The organism is Oceanobacter sp. 3_MG-2023 (assembly GCF_030688925.1).
In the GTDB taxonomy this organism is placed as follows: domain Bacteria; phylum Pseudomonadota; class Gammaproteobacteria; order Pseudomonadales; family Oceanobacteraceae; genus Oceanobacter.
Genome location: NZ_JAUYVX010000007.1, coordinates 53132 through 70427 on the forward strand (window position 1 = coordinate 53132; position 17296 = coordinate 70427).

Consider the following 17296-nt stretch of genomic DNA (forward strand, 5'->3'; position numbering starts at 1 on the left):
ATGGCTCTCTTTTAATCAGGTGGCAATACTCATGGGGACATATATGTCCCCATTAATATAAAAAGGACTCCATGCATGGCGCATGACCTATGCATTGCTGCTGGCCAGTATTCCGATAAAGGCCTTAAAAACAGCAACCAGGACAGCCTGGGACTGGTGACACCGGCACCTTCTCTGCTGGCATTCAAGGGCGTCAGCGCCGCTATTGCTGATGGCATCAGCAGCAGTAACGTCAGCCATATTGCCAGCCAAACAGCCATTGATACGTTTCTGAAAGACTATTACCGAACCTCGGAAGCCTGGACGGCACAACATTCGGGTGAACAGGTGATACGGGCAATCAATGGCAGCCTGTATTTAAAAAACCAGCGCAGTGATTTCCGGTTTGATATCAACCGGGGCTATGTTTGTACGCTAAGCGCACTGGTTTTGCGTGGGTGTGATGGCTATGTGTTCCATGTTGGTGACAGTCGTATCTATCGCTTGAGAGAGCAGACGCTGGAGCAGCTGACCAGCGATCACCGCCTTTGGGAGTCGTCTGAGAAAAGCTATCTGGCGCGGGCCATTGGCATGAGCGAACAGGTCGAGATTGATTACCGCCACACCAGCCTGCAAGCAAACGATGTCTTTATTCTTGCCACCGACGGGGTGTATGAATATGTCACCCCGGAATACCTGCGCGCAACCATCCACCAATATCCGGACGATTTGAATCACGCCGCCACCCTGATTGCCCGACAAGCACTGGATAACGGCAGCGATGACAACCTGAGTATCCAGCTAATCCGGGTGACGGCGCTCCCTGATCGCAAGCAGGCATCGCTGCTGCACGATATGTCTCGCCTGGCTCTGCCACCAGGGCTGGAACCCGGCATGACCTTCGACGGTTACAGGATTATTCGTAACCTGCATACCAGTAGCCGCAGTCACGTCTTTCTGGCCCGTCACCTGCAAAGCAACGACCGGGTGGTCTTGAAACTGCCATCCGGCGAGCTGCAACAGGATGCCGGTTATCTGGAGCGGCTGATGATGGAAGAGTGGATTGCCAGACGCATCCAGAATGCCCATGTTATCCAGCCATATGTGCCAGAGCAGCCGCGCCAATACCTGTATATCGCCAGCCGATACTTTGAAGGCCAGACCCTGACGCAGTGGCTGCAAGACAACCCCAGGCCAACCCTGGAACAAGTCCGCCATATTATTGATCAGATTGCCCGTGGCTTACGGGCGTTTCATCGGCTGGATATGCTGCACCAGGACATCAAGCCTGACAATGTGATGATCGATGCCGAAGGGCGGCTGATGATTATCGACTTCGGCTCCACCATTGTCCGGGGGCTGGCAGAAATCGGATTGGATAACAGCAATGAATTTCCCGGCACCGCACTGTATATGGCCCCGGAATACTTTTTGGGGCAACGGGGGCAGCTGCAATCAGACCAGTTTTCTCTCGGCGTGCTTGCCTATCATATGCTCACCGGTCAATTTCCCTACGGGGTCGAAGTGGCGCGTTGCCAGTCGGTTGCGGCTCAAAAACGGCTACGCTATCGCAGCATACTGGTCGATGAGCATACGGAAGTCCCGGCCTGGGTAGACGACGCCATCCAGAAAGCGACACGCATCGATCCATACAAACGTTATGAGGATATCTTTGAATTTGTGCACGACTTGCGTACCCCCAACCAGAATTTTTTAAACAAGACACGGCCGCCGCTGATGGCGCGTAATCCGGTGCTTTTTTGGCAAAGTGCCGCCGCGCTGGAATTGCTGTTACTGATTTTGCTTGCTCATCAACTACTGGCTGGCTAACGGCTGTTCGGGTCAGGGCAGCAGAGTCAGGGCGACCAGTAGCAAAATCACCCCGGTAATCACATCCAGCGCCTGCCAGTGATAAGGAGAGCTCAAGTGAGGCCGCAGCTTTTTGGCACCGGCAACCAGCAAGATAAACCAGCTGGCCGAGCCGCAAGCAGCCCCCACCACAAACAGCCCCGGATGACTCTGCTGTGCCCCGACACTGCCAATCAGCACCACGGTATCGAGGTAAACATGGGGATTGATCAACGACAGCGCCATCACCTGGCCGGCACTGCGCCACGGGCTGACCGGCTCTGATGCCGCCGCCGCGACCAGGCCATTGCCGCCTTGCAGCGCCCGGCCAAAGGCCTGCAACGCCAACCACAGCAGCAGGGCTATTCCCAGCCAGGTGAGCACCGGCACCAGAGAGGGGAGCAGTGACTGGATATAATCCAGCCCAAACACCCCCACAGACACCAGCAAGGCATCCAGCAGGGTACACACACTGGCAATCGTCCAGGGGTTTTCGCCACGCAGGCTTTTTTGTAACACCCAGGCATTCTGTGCGCCGATGGCCACAATCAACCCAGTGGTAATGGCAAAACCGGTGATGGCCGGTTGCAGGCTCAATAACAGATCAGACACAGGCAGGGTGCTCCAGTACTCAAAAAACGCCACACAGAGAAATTCGCTTCGCCATCGCTGTACCGCTGACGGCATTGGGCAAGCAGATGCGTGGCAGAGTAAGGAGAGAACTGATATAAGTCCAAGTCATAAATCTAATGAGATATTAGAGAAGCTTATGATTGACTATCGTGCGCTGGAAGCGCTGGTCGCAGTGATCGAAACCCGCGGCTTTGAACGCGCAGCACAACGGTTGAATATCAGCCAATCGGCGGTCAGCCAACGTATTCGCCAGCTGGAATTCAAACTCGGCCAGCCAGTCTTGCTGCGCACCACACCGCCCAAACCTACCGAACTGGGACAGCGCCTCGCCAACCATCGGCAACAGGTGCAGCAGCTGGAACAAGGCCTGTTGTTGGACGAAGGCGACCAAGGCCAGTCGGTGCGGATTCGGCTGGCGGTTAATGCCGACTCGCTGGATACCTGGCTGGTTCCGGCGCTGGCTGCCGCACCAGACAGTCACAGCATGGATTTTGAACTGCTGGTCGACGATCAGGATGTTGGCTTGCGACGGATGAAAAATGGCGAAGTCATGGCCTGTATCTGCGCCGCCGATACTCCGGTGAATGGCGGGTTATTACAGCCACTTGGCATCCTCCGCTACCGCGCCTTTGCCAGCCCCGACTTTGTGGCGCGGCATGGGGCCGGGCAGCCGCTGTTAATGCCGCAGCCGCCACTGGCACAATTGCCTTGTCTGATCTTCAACCAGGACGACCGTCTGCAACACCGGTTTTTGCAGGCGCTGTGCCCGCAACAACCGGAGCCGCAGCGTTACCATATTTCACCGACCTCCGAAGGCTTTGTGCGTATGGCGCTGGAAGGCCTTGGCTACGGCATGATGCCGCAACTGCAAGTTACCCAATATCTTGAAGATGGCACGCTGGTGGACATGGTGCCCGGCTACTATCTGGATGTGGTGCTGTACTGGCACTACTGGCAAACCGAAAGCCCGGTGATGCGTGGATTAAGAGAAGCCGTGGTCGCTGCGGCGCGGGATTGCCTGATCCCCCTCAGCCCTCCCCTTGGCAAGGGGAGGGAGTAATAAATTTCTTCCTCCTGAAAAGGGGGAGGCCGGGAGGGGCGGTTAAACGGGGTAAAAACGGCCAACTCCAGGGTTGTTCAGGAAATTACCGTGACTTAACTGCCAGGAACGAGCCTAAACAAATTTACCCGAATTGCCGAATCTGTTAACCTGCCCTCCCATCTCAAGTGAAGGTTCTGCACCTTCCGTTTTGATTTATCACCTCTATTTCGCGGACCTTCTATGACACGATTTATCTTTGTCACAGGTGGTGTTGTTTCTTCGTTGGGGAAAGGCATCGCTTCTGCATCTTTGGCTGCCATTCTGGAAGCCCGTGGCCTTAAGGTCACTATGCTCAAGCTGGACCCTTATATCAACGTCGATCCTGGCACTATGAGCCCTTTCCAACACGGAGAGGTGTTTGTAACCGAGGACGGTGCTGAGACCGACCTCGACCTTGGCCATTACGAACGTTTTATTCGCACGACGATGTCGCGCCGGAACAATTTTACCACTGGCCGTATTTATACCGATGTATTGGCGAAGGAACGCCGTGGCGATTACCTGGGCGGAACCGTGCAGGTGATCCCGCACATTACCGATGAAATCAAGCGCCGGGTTCTGGAAGGCGCTGAAGGTGCGGATATTGCGCTGGTTGAAATCGGTGGCACGGTGGGCGATATCGAATCGCAGCCGTTCCTGGAAGCGGTACGGCAGATGAAGGTTGAAATGGGCTCGCGCCGGGCGCTGTCCATTCATCTGACGCTGGTGCCTTATATCGCCACTGCCGGTGAAACCAAGACCAAGCCGACCCAACACTCGGTAAAGGAAATGCGCACCATTGGCTTGCAGCCGGATGTGCTGATTTGCCGTTCCGATCACAAGATCGAAGCCTCTGCTCTGCGCAAGATTGCGCTGTTTACCAACGTTGAAGAGCGGGCGGTGATTCCTCTGGAAGATGCCGACACCATCTACAAAATTCCACGACACCTGCACGAAGCCGGGCTGGATGATCTGATCGTTGAGAAATTCGACCTGTCATGTAAAGACGCTGATTTGTCCGAGTGGGATGCGGTGGCCGATGCCAAGCTGAACCCGGAAAAAGAAGTCACCATTGCCATGGTCGGTAAGTACATGGATCTGCTGGATGCCTACAAATCGCTGATTGAGGCGATTGATCATGCCGGTATCCATCATCGCGCCAAAGTCCATATCCGTTATATCGATGCCGAAGATGTGGAACGTAAAGGGGTGGAAATCCTGTCGGATGTCGATGCCATTCTGGTGCCTGGCGGTTTCGGTAATCGCGGTGTCGAAGGCAAGATCCGTACGGTTCAGTATGCTCGTGAGAACAAGGTACCGTATCTGGGTATCTGTCTGGGCATGCAGGTGGCGGTAATTGAATTTGCTCGTCATGTTGTGGGTTGGGAAGACGCCCACTCATCAGAATTCAGCACCGAGACGACGCATCCGGTGGTGGGTTTGATCACTGAATGGACGACCGCTGAAGGTACAACCGAAGTGCGTAGCGAAGCCTCCGATCTGGGTGGCACGATGCGACTGGGCGGGCAGGAATGTGTTCTGCTGCCTGAGTCCACTACCTCGGCGGCCTACGGTCAGGATGTAGTGCTGGAACGTCACCGTCACCGTTATGAGGTGAACTCATCCCTGGTGCCGGAACTGGAAGCCGCGGGTTTGCGGATTTCCGGCCGCTCGGTTGATGGTGAGCTGGTAGAAGTAATCGAAGTGGCTGATCATCCCTGGTTTGTGGGTTGTCAGTTCCACCCGGAATTTACGTCCACTCCCCGTGATGGCCATGGCCTGTTTTCGGCCTTTATCAATGCAGCATTGATCCACAAAGAAAAAATATAACGACCGGCAATCCTGCCCGGCACATATGAGCCGGGTCAGGGCATCCAATTTGCCATTTACTCATGGAGAAACCTTATGGCTAAGATCGTAGACATCAAGGCACGCGAAGTGCTGGATTCCCGCGGTAACCCGACTATTGAAGCGGATGTTACCCTCGAAGGCGGTTTTTTTGGTACCGCTTGTGCTCCTTCTGGCGCATCAACAGGAACTCGTGAAGCACTTGAACTGCGTGATGGTGATAAAAGCCGTTACCTGGGCAAAGGCGTACTGACGGCCGTTGCTAACGTCAATGACATTATCAAGCCCGCTCTGATTGGCATGGACGCAACCGGGCAACGTGCCCTGGATGAAAAAATGCTCGAGCTGGACGGTACCGACAACAAAGCCAAATTGGGTGCTAACGCCATTCTGGCCGTGTCTCTGGCAGCTGCCAAAGCGGCGGCTGTGTCCAAGGGTGTTGAACTGTACGAACACATTGCTGATCTGAACGGTACCGCTGGCCAGTACTCCATGCCAGTACCCATGATGAACATCATCAATGGTGGTGAGCACGCCGACAACAACGTTGATATTCAGGAATTCATGGTTCAGCCCGTTGGCGCTGCAAGCTTTGCTGAAGCGTTACGTGCCGGTGCTGAAATCTTCCACAGCCTGAAAAAAGTGCTGGGCAACAAAGGCCTGAGCACTTCTGTTGGTGACGAAGGTGGTTTTGCTCCGGACCTGGCCTCCAACGCCGATGCCTTGGCCGCCATTCAGGAAGCGGTTGCCGGAGCCGGTTACGAACTGGGTAAAGACATCACTCTGGCACTCGACTGTGCTTCTTCTGAGTTCTACAAAGATGGCAAGTACGATCTGAAAGGCGAAGGTAAAGTCTTCACTGCAGAGGCGTTCTCGGATTACCTGTACGACCTGTGCGAACAGTATCCGATTGTCTCTATTGAAGACGGCCAGGATGAGTCCGACTGGGATGGCTGGAAATACCAGACTGAAAAACTTGGTGCCAAGGTGCAATTGGTTGGCGATGACCTGTTTGTTACCAATACCAAGATTCTGCAAGAAGGTATTGACAAGCACATTGCCAACTCCATCCTGATCAAGTTCAACCAGATCGGTTCTCTGACCGAAACACTGGAAGCCATTAAAATGGCCAAGGACGCCGGTTACACTGCAGTGATCTCGCATCGCTCTGGTGAAACGGAAGATACCACCATTGCCGATCTGGCCGTGGGTACCTGTGCTGGCCAGATCAAGACCGGTTCGCTGTGTCGCTCTGACCGTGTATCCAAGTACAACCGCCTGTTGCGAATCGAAGAGCAGCTGGGTGCCAAGGCCCCTTATAATGGCCTGAAAGAGATCAAGGGTCAGTAATCGACACCTGATCAAATAACAAAGCCGGGCGATTGCCCGGTTTTTGTTCGCCTGACTTCCGGAAATACCATGAGCACTACGACCCAGCGAGTCATGTTATTCACCGGTACCCTGTTGGTACTGGTGCTCCAGTACCGCATTTGGTGGGATGACAGTGGTATATTGGCCAGCCGGACGCTGGCGCATCTGATTGACCGTATCGCCGAAGATATCGATGTACTGGAAGGCCGTAACGATCAGTTAACACTGGAAGTCGACGATTTACGCCATGGCAGTGCCATTCTCGAAGAAAAGGCCCGTGAAGATCTTGGTCTGGTACAAGATGGCGAAACCCTGATCCTGTTTGTTGAGCCACAACCATGACGATCTGGCCATTAGTTGTTGCCGCAGGGGTTGGCCGCCGTATGCAGGCCGATCGCCCGAAACAATATTTACGTCTGAATCAGCGCCTGCTGATGGACTATACCCTTGATACCTTGCTGACCTATCCGGGCATAACACGCCTGGTACTGGTGCTGTCTGAATACGATCCTTACTGGCCTGATAGTGAATTTGCTGATAATGCGCGGATTCTGCGTGCCTGTGGTGGAGCGGAGCGGTGTGACTCGGTATTAAACGGCTTGCGCGCCTTGCAGACACTGGCAGCAGAAGATGACTGGGTGATGGTGCATGACGTGGCCCGTCCATGCCTGCAGCACAGTGATCTGGACGCCTTGCTGGAAGCGTTATGTTTTCCCGGTGCCATTCTGGCCAGCCCGACCCGCGATACCATGAAGCGTGGCCGGATCAACGCCCAGGGGCAGGCCGATATTGTCGCCACGGTGGAGCGGGAACAGCTCTGGCATGCGCTGACACCACAGGTGTTTCCGCTGGGGTTATTGATCCAGGCACTGGAGTACTGCCGGGCTGAAGGTCTGGCGGTGACCGATGAAGCCTCTGCCGTTGAACACTTGGGGTATGCGCCCAGGCTGGTCGAAGGCCGGGCAGATAACATCAAGGTCACTCGTCCTGCCGATCTGGCATTGGTGGCTTTTTATTTACAGCAGACCTCAGAGTCTGACCAGGCAATCAATAAACGAGGTGCGTTGTGAGAATTGGCCACGGTTTTGATGTTCATGCGTTTGAGGACGGTGACTGTATTACCCTGGGAGGCGTTACGATTCCTTATCATCAGGGCCTCAAGGCGCACTCGGATGGGGATGTAGCCTTGCATGCGTTAGCTGATGCACTACTGGGCGCTGCTGCCCTGGGGGATATTGGCCAGCACTTTCCGGATACCGATGCGCAGTGGGCCGGTGCCGACAGCCGCTTGCTGTTGCAACACGTGGTGAGTCTGTTGGCTGACCGAGGTTATGGCATTGGCAATGTGGATATTACGATTATTGCCCAGGCCCCGAAAATGGCGCCTCATATTGCCCGGATGCGTCAATTGATTGCCGCAGACCTGAATGTGCGGCTGGATGATGTCAACGTCAAAGCCACAACCACCGAGAAGCTGGGGTATGTGGGCCGCAAGGAAGGCATTGCGGTGCATGCTGTGGCACTGATTCTTGCGCTGCCCGGATAATCTCCGGCTATGGCTGTTGGCAAGTATATAATCGACCGTCTGTTTTAACTTCTTTGGTTTGGCCCCGGTGGCTACCAGAACTGATAACTGAGTAACTGATTCTTTGACTGATTCCATCGATAGCACTGCTGCTTCTGCTTCATCAGCAGAACCTGACGTCACCACGGCGAACCATCACTGGCCCATTGGTTGGCCTGCATCCTTACCGGACACCGCTGCCCACGGCATACTCAAGCAGGTGCCGGAGGACTTTATCGTTGATGAGCTGCCGCTGGCCTTGCCTCAGGGAGAAGGTGAACATATCTGGCTGTGGGTCGAAAAGCGTGGAGCCAATACCGCATGGGTGGCGTCGGAGCTGGCGCGTTACGCAGGTGTACGCGATATGGATGTCGGTTTTGCCGGCCTCAAGGATCGTTATGCGATCACCCGCCAGTGGTTCAGTGTGTATTTTCCCAAGGGAGAGACGCCGGACTTTCTGGCCCTGCAGCACGATGAATTCCGTGTGATGCAGCAGCAGCGCCACTCGAAAAAAATACGCCGGGGTGATTTGCTGGGCAACCGTTTTGAATTATTGCTCCGTGAGGTCGAAGGCTCCCAGGCAGCGATTGACGCCAACCTGACCGCTATTCGTGACCGGGGCTACCCCAACTATTTTGGTGCCCAGCGTTTTGGTCATGGCGGTGCGAATGTGCCTCAGGGGGTGGCCATGTTGCGCCGTGAAATCCGGGTACGGAATGCCAATAAAAAAGGCCTTTATCTATCGGCTGTTCGATCCTGGATGTTTAATCAGGTGGTGGCAGCACGAATTGTTGCCGGTGACTGGACAACGCCCATGTTGGGCGAACCCCTGACTCCAGCCGGTGAGACGACCGCACCGATGTGGGGGCGGGGCCGTTCGCTGGCCACGGAGGAGGCGCTGGCGTTTGAAGCAAAAGTCCTGGCCCCCTATAGCGACGTACTGGATGCTCTGGAACACAGCGGCTTGAGCCAGGAGCGGCGAGCGCTGGTGGTGAAACCGGAGCGCATGAGTTGGCAATGGCAGCAATGTGATGACGAGACATTGCAATTGCGAGTCTGTTTTTCGCTGGGAGCCGGGTATTATGCGACGTCACTATTACAAGAAGTACTGACAGTCCGTGAGCCGGACCGCATGGCGGCGGCTGTTATCGACACCACGGCAGCAGGAGAAATCCCATGAGCCGGTTGATGCTTTCCAACGACGATGGTGCCCATGCACCGGGGTTGCGGACTCTGGCGGAATATCTGCAACAGGCCGGCCATGAGTTATCGGTGATTGCCCCGGATCGTGATCGCAGCGGTGCCAGTAATTCCCTGACACTGGATGGCCCGTTACACCCGGTATTACTTGAAAACGGCTTTTATTGCGTTAACGGTACACCGACGGATTGTGTGCATCTGGGCACCAACGCCCTGTTTCGCGATCAGTGTGAACGGGTGGTTTCAGGCATCAATGCCGGGGCCAACCTGGGTGATGACGTATTGTATTCCGGCACCGTGGCAGCGGCGATGGAAGGTCGTTTTCTGGATAAGACACCGATTGCGATTTCCCTGGTGGGCAAACAGCATTTTGATACTGCTGCCCGTGTTCTGGTGGCATTGTTCCCCCAACTGGAACAGCTGCAGCTGCCTCCGCACTCGGTGATCAATATCAATGTGCCGGATCGACCATACGCTGAACTGAAAGGTCATCGGATAACCCGGTTGGGTCATCGCTACCGTTCGGATAACCCGGTGTTGGCGACCAATCCGCGGGGTAAAGAGTGTTACTGGATTTCTGCTGCTGGTGCTGTCGCGGATGCCGGGCCGGAAACCGATTTTTTTGCAATAGAAGCGGGGTATGTTTCGATTACCCCGATTCAAATGGACATGACTCGGCATGCGGTGCTGGAGCATATGCAATCAGTGCTTGGTTAATGGAGATAGGTGGTTGGATACGCAACAACTGAGTGGAATAGGAATGACATCCCAGCGCACCCGGAATCGGCTGGTGCAGCGCTTACGGGAAGCGGGTGTAAGTAATGAGCAGGTGCTCAGCGTGATAGCGTCAACGCCACGGCATGTATTTATCGATGAAGCCCTGGCACATCGGGCCTATGAAGACACTGCCTTGCCTATTGGTTATGGTCAGACCATCAGTCAGCCCTATACCGTGGCCCGGATGACGGAAATCCTGCTGGGTGATCAGCAACGTCTTGGGCGGGTACTGGAAGTTGGAACCGGCTGTGGTTATCAGGCGGCGGTCTTGTCACCGCTGGTGGATCGTCTCTTCAGTGTTGAGCGCATAGAACCACTGTTTTCTCGTGCCAGAAACCGTCTTTCTGAACTGGAATACCGTAATATCCATTGCTCATTATCGGATGGAAGTTGGGGACTGCCAGAAAAAGGCCCGTTTGACGGTATTATCGTTGCCGCGGCCCCGGAACAGGTGCCCAGTGCGCTACAGGAACAACTGGTCGATGGCGGCCGGATGGTGATTCCAGTAGGGGGGGAGCAGCAAAAACTGACTCTGATTACCCGTGATGGTGACACCTTTGTCACTGAGATTCTGGAAGATGTGTTGTTTGTCCCTTTTCTGTCCGGGATTCAGCGTTAGTTTTCCCTTTGTTAACAAGGATTTTACATGCACCACTTCTGGCTGTTTCTGAAAGGTATCGCGATGGGATCGGCCGATGTGGTTCCTGGCGTCTCTGGCGGTACGATCGCATTTGTCACCGGTATTTATGATCAGTTGCTGGGTTCTATCCGCAAGGTCGATGCCGAGGCGGTGAGGTTGTTGTTCAAGCAAGGCCCGAAAGCCGCCTGGCAGCATATCAATGGCACCTTTCTGGTTATTCTGGGAGCCGGGGTGCTGACTGCACTTCTGAGCCTGGCCAAAGGCATTCATTATTTGCTGGTGCATTACCCGGTCTGGTTGTGGGCTTTCTTTTTTGGTTTGATTATCGCGTCGGTGGTGCATGTTGGTCGTGAGATTCGTCAATGGAATGCGCCCACTCTGTTATTACTGGCGGCAGGAGCCGTGGTGGCAGGCTGGATCAGCATGGCCGCTCCAACCTCGATTGAAGCCACACCGCTGGTGGTTTTTCTGGCGGGGAGTATCGCTATCTGTGCCATGATTTTGCCGGGTATATCCGGCAGCTTTATTTTATTGTTGATGGGGTTGTACGAACCGATTCTGGGGGCATTAAAAAGTTTTGATCTGGGCATTATGGCTCTGTTTGGTGCTGGAGCCGTGATCGGACTGTTGAGTTTTTCCCGCTTTCTCAGCTGGTTGCTGGCCGGTTGGCGAGAGGCAACCTTTGCGATTTTGACGGGATTTATGATCGGCTCGCTGGTCAAGGTCTGGCCCTGGAAAGAAACGCTGACCACCCGCCTGAACAGCAAGGGAGAGACAGTGCCGGTGTATCAGCAGAATATTCTGCCAGATATCGGTACCGATTTACTGCTGGCGCTGTTGTTGATGGTGGCCGGGCTGGCGACGGTGCTGTTGCTTGAATGGGTCGCCAAACGTCAAGGTGATGCCGACTGACTCATCTTTGCTGATGGCCGGAACCGGCCGTCAGGGGTTAAGGGTCTATTATTACATTGTGTCGTTAGACTGGTTCAACGTGCGCCTGCTAATGAAAATCTGTCACTCCAAGGTGTCAAGAACCAACCAATCAGGAAACACCATGAAACGCCTGACTGTGATTATTGTCGCCGTGATTATTGGCACACTGGCTGGCTGCTCTTCAGGCAGCGGCTTTATTTCCACCGAAGAAAAATTCGGCGGCTCTGAAGGCTCGATCTATCAGCCGACCGGGAGCGTCAATAATTCGTCAGGCTATCATGTCGTTAGAAAAGGCGACACGCTCTACTCCATTGCCTGGCGTTACGGTCTGGATTATCAAGGTCTGGCCAGAGCCAATGGTATTTCCAGTCCCTATACGATATTTCCGGGTCAGAAAATTGACGTTCGAGCGAAGTCATCGACCGTTGCCGTGAGTAATCCACCGTCTGCTTCTACCAGCGTCAGTAAACCGGCACCTGCAGCACCAGCCCCCGTTATTTCTGCACCGACGGCTCCGGCAGCGGCCGTTTCAACCACTGTTACGTCGACACCTGTTGTTTCAACACCCTCAACACCGGTGGTCTCCGGCCCTGTTGCTACCACTCCTGTTGCCACTGCTCCGGTACCGATTGTCGTCACACCGGTAACCACCGAACCGGTTAGCAGCGCTGCGTGGCGCTGGCCTGTGCCTGGCGAGATACTGGCTCAATTTTCGACCTCAAAACCCGTCAATAAAGGGATTGATCTGGCAGGAGTGCAGGGAGAATCGGTGTCTGCCGCCGCTGGAGGCACCGTGGTGTATGCCGGTCAGGGACTGCGTGGGTACGGCAACCTGGTGATTATCAAGCACGATGAAACCTATCTCAGCGCCTATGCCCACGCCAGCCGCATACTGGTTAAGGAAAAAGATCAGGTCAAGGCCGGGGAGGTGATTGCTGAGGTTGGCTCTACCGGCACAGACAGCGTGAAACTGCATTTTGAAGTCCGTAAAAACGGTAAGCCGGTGGATCCCTTGCTGTACTTGCCAGAGCGCTAACCGCACCAATTATTCTGTGAACAGTTGTTCTGGCATGGATCATGTTTAACTCTTTGTACAATAAAAGAATTAAACAGGCGGGAAGGATTATGGCGGTACAACAGCAGCGTGACGAACGAGAAGGTTCGGACAGTCACCAGGACGGAAAACGAATTACCGACGACAGCACTTACAAGTCAATGGATGCAACCCAGTTGTATCTGAATGAAATTGGCTTCTCTCCGCTGTTATCTGCAGAAGAAGAAGTGCATTACGCTCGCCTGGCGATCAAGGGTGACGAGATGGGACGCCGTCGCATGATTGAAAGCAATTTGCGTCTGGTGGTAAAAATCTCTCGCCGTTATCTCAACCGGGGTCTGGCTTTGCTGGATCTGATTGAAGAAGGCAATCTGGGGCTGATCCGGGCGGTCGAAAAGTTCGATCCTGAGCGTGGTTTCCGTTTTTCAACCTACGCTACCTGGTGGATTCGTCAGACCATTGAGCGTGCCATCATGAACCAGACGCGGACGATTCGCTTGCCAATTCATGTGGTGAAAGAGTTGAATGTGTATTTGCGCGCCGCCCGTGAACTGACCCAAAAGCTGGATCATGAGCCAAGCGCTGAAGAGATCGCCTTGCTGATGGACAAGCCGGTAGCCGATGTAAAACGGATGCTGAAGCTGAATGAGCGGGTTACTTCGGTGGATACGCCATTGGCTGGTTCACCCGACAAGTCCTTGCTGGATACCATTGCCGATGAGCGCAGTGCTGATCCTGGTGAAGAGCTGCAGAAAAACGATATCCAGAACAATCTGGAACACTGGATTGATGAGCTGCCAGAAAAACAACGGGAAGTGTTATCCCGTCGTTTCGGGCTGCGAGGTCATGATATCAGCACGCTGGAAAAGGTCGGTCATGAGATCGATCTGACCCGTGAACGAGTACGCCAGATTCAGGTTGAAGGGTTAAAACGCCTGCGCGATATCATGGAAGGTCAGGGATTGAATGCCGAGACCCTGTTCGGCGAAGCCTGACACGCCGCCCCTGACACTCGTTCGTCGTACCGCCTGCGGTGAGCGAATGACAGGGGCAGTTCAAGCCATTCAGCCTGGCAATGGCCAGACTTGAATGCAGTGGCCGCTGGACATACGGCCGAATAATCCGCTGGATTCTTGCGCCCTAGCGCTCCAGCATGGCAATTTTGTTTTCTTTACCATCCCACTCTTCGGCATCTTTCAGCGGCTCTTTGCGCTCGGCGATGTTCGGCCATATTTCTGCCAGCTCGGCATTCAATTCAATAAACTGTTCCTGACCTGTCGGGATTTCGTCTTCGGAATAAATCGCTTCTGCGGGGCATTCTGGTTCGCATAATGCGCAATCAATACATTCATCCGGGTGAATCACCAGAAAGTTAGGGCCTTCGTAAAAGCAATCGACCGGGCAGACTTCAACACAGTCGGTGTATTTGCATTTGATGCAGTTGTCGGTGACAACAAAAGGCATGGAATATCTCCTCATGGTGCGCCAGAGACAGTGAGTTGGCGCAGGCTAATCGGTTGGATACCTGAGTTCTTTGCTCAGGCTTGGAATAAGCGTTCATTCTAGGTATCCGTCTGTCAGGTCGCAAGCCAAACAAGGGGTTGGTGTGGTTGTTGGCTTGCGCGGTGGTGGCAACACTCTGTTTTTCGACCTGTCTGTCAGCTCTGCTCAGACCAGCCGCTTGAGTTCATACAGTAACTCCAGGGCGGCACGGGGCGTCAGGTTGTCTGGGTCCAGTTCTGCCAGGCGGGTTTCGGCTGCGGAAGGGACACTGGCGAACATATCCGATTGGAGAGGTGGCTCGGCAATACCGGGTGTCACCGATGCCGGGCTGCTGGTTGGGGGCAAGCTGCCTTGTTCCAGTTTCTGCAATTGCTGCCGTGCATTGTTGATCACTACAGCGGGCACGCCGGCCAGTTGTGCGACCTGCAAGCCGTAACTTTGACTGGCCGGGCCGTCTTCTACTGAATGGAGGAAGATAATCCGGTCTTCGTGTTCTGTTGCCTTGAGGTGTACGTTCGCCACCTGGGGGTGAGACTCCGGCAGTGCCGTCATTTCAAAATAGTGGGTAGCAAACAGAGTATAGGCGGCGGTTTTTTCGGCCAGATAGGCAGCACTGGCCCAGGCCAGCGAGAGGCCATCAAAGGTGCTGGTGCCGCGTCCGACTTCATCCATCAATACCAGGCTGTTGGCGGTGGCGTTGTGGAGAATATTGGCGGTTTCGGTCATCTCTACCATAAAGGTCGAGCGACCACCGGCAACATCATCGGCCGAACCCATGCGGGTAAAAATACGGTCAACCGTGGTCAGGGTACAGTGTTCGGCGGGGACATAGCTGCCGATATGGGCGAGCAAGACAATCAAGGCCACCTGACGCATATAGGTCGATTTACCGCCCATATTGGGGCCAGTGATAATCTGCATCTTGCGGCGGTTATCCAGGTGGGTGTTGTTGGCCACAAACGGATCGTCGAGCAGGGCTTCGACCACCGGATGGCGACCCTGGCGAATATCAATTACCGCGTCACTGGTCAAGGTCGGGCAGGTCAGCTGCAGGGTGTCGGCCCGTTCACTGAGGTTGACCAGCACATCCAGCTGCGACAGTGCCGCAGCACAGGTTTGTAACCCCGGCAGTGCCAGACCCAGGTCGATGACCAGCTGATCATAGAGGTGTTTTTCCCGACTCAGGGAACGACTTTTGGCGCTTAATGCCTTGTCTTCAAAGGTTTTTAATTCCGGGGTAATAAAGCGCTCGGCGTTTTTGAGTGTCTGGCGGCGAATATATTCAGTTGGTGCATCGGCGGATTGGGCTTTGCTGATCTCGATGTAATAGCCGTGCACCCGGTTGTAACCGACTTTCAAGGTGCTGATGCCGGTGCGTTCCCGTTCGCGGGTTTCCAGTTGCAGCAGAAAATCACCGGCGTTTTCACTCAGGCCGCGTAACTCATCCAGCTCGTCATCATAACCCGGAGCAATCACCCCGCCGTCTCGAATAACGACTGGCGGGTTGTCGATAATGGCGGCTTGCAGGCGTTCAACCCATTGTGGGAACTCCTGAATCTCGCTCCACAGTTGTTGGGCCAGCAGGCTGTCGACGGGCTCAAGCAAACTGCGAACGGCTGGCAAGACGGTCAGGGCATCGCGCAGGCGAGCGAGATCGCGAGGGCGGGCCGACCCCAGAGCAACGCGGGACAGAATCCGTTCAATATCACCAATCTGGCGTAACAAGGGTTGCTGGTCTTGCCAGCTGCCGGTCTCTAACAACTGTTTGATGAGTGTCTGGCGCTGCTCCAGTAGCGTGAGGTTACGGATTGGCCGGTTGAGCCAGCGTTTCAGCAAGCGACTGCCCATGGCGGTGGCGGTTTTATCCATTACCCAGGCCAGGGTATGGCTGTTGCCGCCTTGCTGGTTGATGTCTATTTCAAGGTTTCGGCGACTGGCCGGATCAATCACAATGGCATCGTCGCACAGTTCAACCTGCAATGAGCGGACGTGGGGCAGGTCATTACGCTGGGTTTCCCGGGCGTAATTCAGCAGCGCACCGGCGGCACGTACCGCCAGGGTCATGTCTTCACAGCCAAAGCCCCGTAAATCCCTGGTTTTTAATTGCTGGGTTAACAAGCGGAAGGCGCTGTCGGCATCAAAATGCCAGGGCGACTGGCTCCGTGCGCCAGCGCGTGCTGGCAGTTCTGCGGGCAGCTGCTGGTCTTCGGCATAGAGCAGTTCGGCCGGGCGCAGGCGTTCGATTTCGGCCAGTAGCTCAGCCTCGGTGGTGACTTCCAGTACCGAAAAACGTCCGCTGGAGATTTCCAGTACCGAGAGACCATAAGTTGTGTGCTGGGCACAGACAGCGACGATCAGGTTGTCGCTGCGCTCATCGAGATAGGCTTCGTCGGTGAGGGTGCCAGGAGTGATTACCCGCACAACTTTGCGTTCTACCGGGCCCTTGCTGGCGGCCGGATCGCCAATCTGTTCAGCAATGGCAATCGAGACACCTTGTTTGACCAGTCGGGCGATGTAGTTATCGGCGGCATGGTAAGGCACACCGGCCATCGGTATCGGCTTGCCGCCGCTCTGGCCACGGGCGGTGAGGGTGATATCCAGCAGTTGCGCTGCTTTTTTTGCGTCATCAAAAAACAGTTCGTAGAAGTCTCCCATGCGATAAAACAGCATGGTGTCCGGGAACTCGGATTTGATTCGCAAGTATTGCGTCATCATCGGGGTTTGAGCGGGTTTTGAGTCTTTTTTTGCTGTGGCTTGCATACGCACCGAGGACAATAAGGGGTTTAGAGGCTGTGCCAGCGATAGCTGGAAATCGAGCCGCTAAGATTACCAAACCAGCCCCCACTAGAACACCTGCCAGTGTTC

Annotated in this window: 16 protein-coding genes; 13 read left to right on the forward strand and 3 right to left on the reverse strand. The window is 54.7% G+C overall.

The genetic code is table 11. The features are described 5' to 3' along the window. Window positions 1–75 precede the first annotated feature (75 nt). On the forward strand, window positions 76–1809 hold the full coding sequence (locus Q8W32_RS08245) for a bifunctional protein-serine/threonine kinase/phosphatase (RefSeq protein WP_305414478.1): 1734 nt from the start codon (window positions 76–78) through the stop codon (window positions 1807–1809). 12 nt (window positions 1810–1821) lie between these two features. Here Q8W32_RS08245 and Q8W32_RS08250 read toward each other — a convergent pair whose 3' ends face one another. Beyond that, window positions 1822–2439: a LysE/ArgO family amino acid transporter gene (locus Q8W32_RS08250; RefSeq protein WP_305414479.1), complete on the reverse strand. Its 618-nt coding sequence runs from the start codon at window positions 2437–2439 to the stop codon at window positions 1822–1824. A gap of 157 nt (window positions 2440–2596) precedes the next feature. On the opposite strand from Q8W32_RS08250, the gene Q8W32_RS08255 reads away from it, so the two are divergent. From Q8W32_RS08255 to rpoS, 12 genes are all read left to right on the forward strand, one after another. Next, a complete protein-coding gene (locus Q8W32_RS08255; RefSeq protein WP_305414480.1) occupies window positions 2597–3520 on the forward strand; it encodes a LysR family transcriptional regulator ArgP in 924 nt (307 codons plus the stop codon). A gap of 222 nt (window positions 3521–3742) precedes the next feature. Continuing rightward, window positions 3743–5371, forward strand: a complete 1629-nt coding sequence (locus tag Q8W32_RS08260) for a CTP synthase (RefSeq protein ID WP_303432211.1) — start codon at window positions 3743–3745, stop codon at window positions 5369–5371. A gap of 75 nt (window positions 5372–5446) precedes the next feature. After that, window positions 5447–6739 (forward strand): phosphopyruvate hydratase, encoded by a 1293-nt coding sequence (gene eno / locus Q8W32_RS08265; RefSeq protein ID WP_303432209.1) that lies wholly within the window; start codon window positions 5447–5449, stop codon window positions 6737–6739. A gap of 69 nt (window positions 6740–6808) precedes the next feature. Continuing rightward, on the forward strand, window positions 6809–7102 hold the full coding sequence (locus Q8W32_RS08270) for a septum formation initiator family protein (RefSeq protein WP_303432208.1): 294 nt from the start codon (window positions 6809–6811) through the stop codon (window positions 7100–7102). Then, window positions 7099–7830 (forward strand): 2-C-methyl-D-erythritol 4-phosphate cytidylyltransferase, encoded by a 732-nt coding sequence (gene ispD, locus Q8W32_RS08275; protein WP_305414483.1) that lies wholly within the window; start codon window positions 7099–7101, stop codon window positions 7828–7830. The genes Q8W32_RS08270 and ispD overlap by 4 nt, the downstream gene beginning before the upstream one ends. Then, window positions 7827–8306, forward strand: a complete 480-nt coding sequence (gene ispF / locus Q8W32_RS08280; RefSeq protein WP_303432206.1) for a 2-C-methyl-D-erythritol 2,4-cyclodiphosphate synthase — start codon at window positions 7827–7829, stop codon at window positions 8304–8306. The genes ispD and ispF overlap by 4 nt, the downstream gene beginning before the upstream one ends. Before the next feature lie 103 nt (window positions 8307–8409). Beyond that, window positions 8410–9504: a tRNA pseudouridine(13) synthase TruD gene (gene truD / locus Q8W32_RS08285; protein ID WP_305414487.1), complete on the forward strand. Its 1095-nt coding sequence runs from the start codon at window positions 8410–8412 to the stop codon at window positions 9502–9504. Beyond that, window positions 9501–10241: a 5'/3'-nucleotidase SurE gene (gene surE / locus Q8W32_RS08290; RefSeq protein ID WP_303432203.1), complete on the forward strand. Its 741-nt coding sequence runs from the start codon at window positions 9501–9503 to the stop codon at window positions 10239–10241. Before truD ends, surE begins: the two co-directional genes overlap by 4 nt. A 43-nt stretch (window positions 10242–10284) precedes the next feature. Continuing rightward, window positions 10285–10920, forward strand: a complete 636-nt coding sequence (locus tag Q8W32_RS08295) for a protein-L-isoaspartate(D-aspartate) O-methyltransferase (RefSeq protein WP_370693674.1) — start codon at window positions 10285–10287, stop codon at window positions 10918–10920. A gap of 27 nt (window positions 10921–10947) precedes the next feature. Further along, entirely contained in the window at window positions 10948–11853 is a 906-nt protein-coding gene (locus Q8W32_RS08300) for a DUF368 domain-containing protein (RefSeq protein WP_305414491.1), read from the forward strand. Between the two features lie 142 nt (window positions 11854–11995). Continuing rightward, window positions 11996–12910: a peptidoglycan DD-metalloendopeptidase family protein gene (locus Q8W32_RS08305; protein ID WP_305414493.1), complete on the forward strand. Its 915-nt coding sequence runs from the start codon at window positions 11996–11998 to the stop codon at window positions 12908–12910. Between the two features lie 89 nt (window positions 12911–12999). Further along, the gene (rpoS, locus tag Q8W32_RS08310) at window positions 13000–13923 is read left to right on the forward strand and encodes an RNA polymerase sigma factor RpoS (RefSeq protein ID WP_303432197.1); all 924 of its coding nucleotides are present in this window, start codon (window positions 13000–13002) and stop codon (window positions 13921–13923) included. 145 nt (window positions 13924–14068) lie between these two features. Here rpoS and fdxA read toward each other — a convergent pair whose 3' ends face one another. Both fdxA and mutS read right to left on the reverse strand, forming a co-directional pair. Next, a complete protein-coding gene (gene fdxA, locus Q8W32_RS08315; protein WP_303432195.1) occupies window positions 14069–14392 on the reverse strand; it encodes a ferredoxin FdxA in 324 nt (107 codons plus the stop codon). Window positions 14393–14596: 204 nt separating this feature from the next. Beyond that, a complete protein-coding gene (gene mutS / locus Q8W32_RS08320) occupies window positions 14597–17191 on the reverse strand; it encodes a DNA mismatch repair protein MutS (protein ID WP_303432194.1) in 2595 nt (864 codons plus the stop codon). Window positions 17192–17296 lie beyond the last annotated feature (105 nt).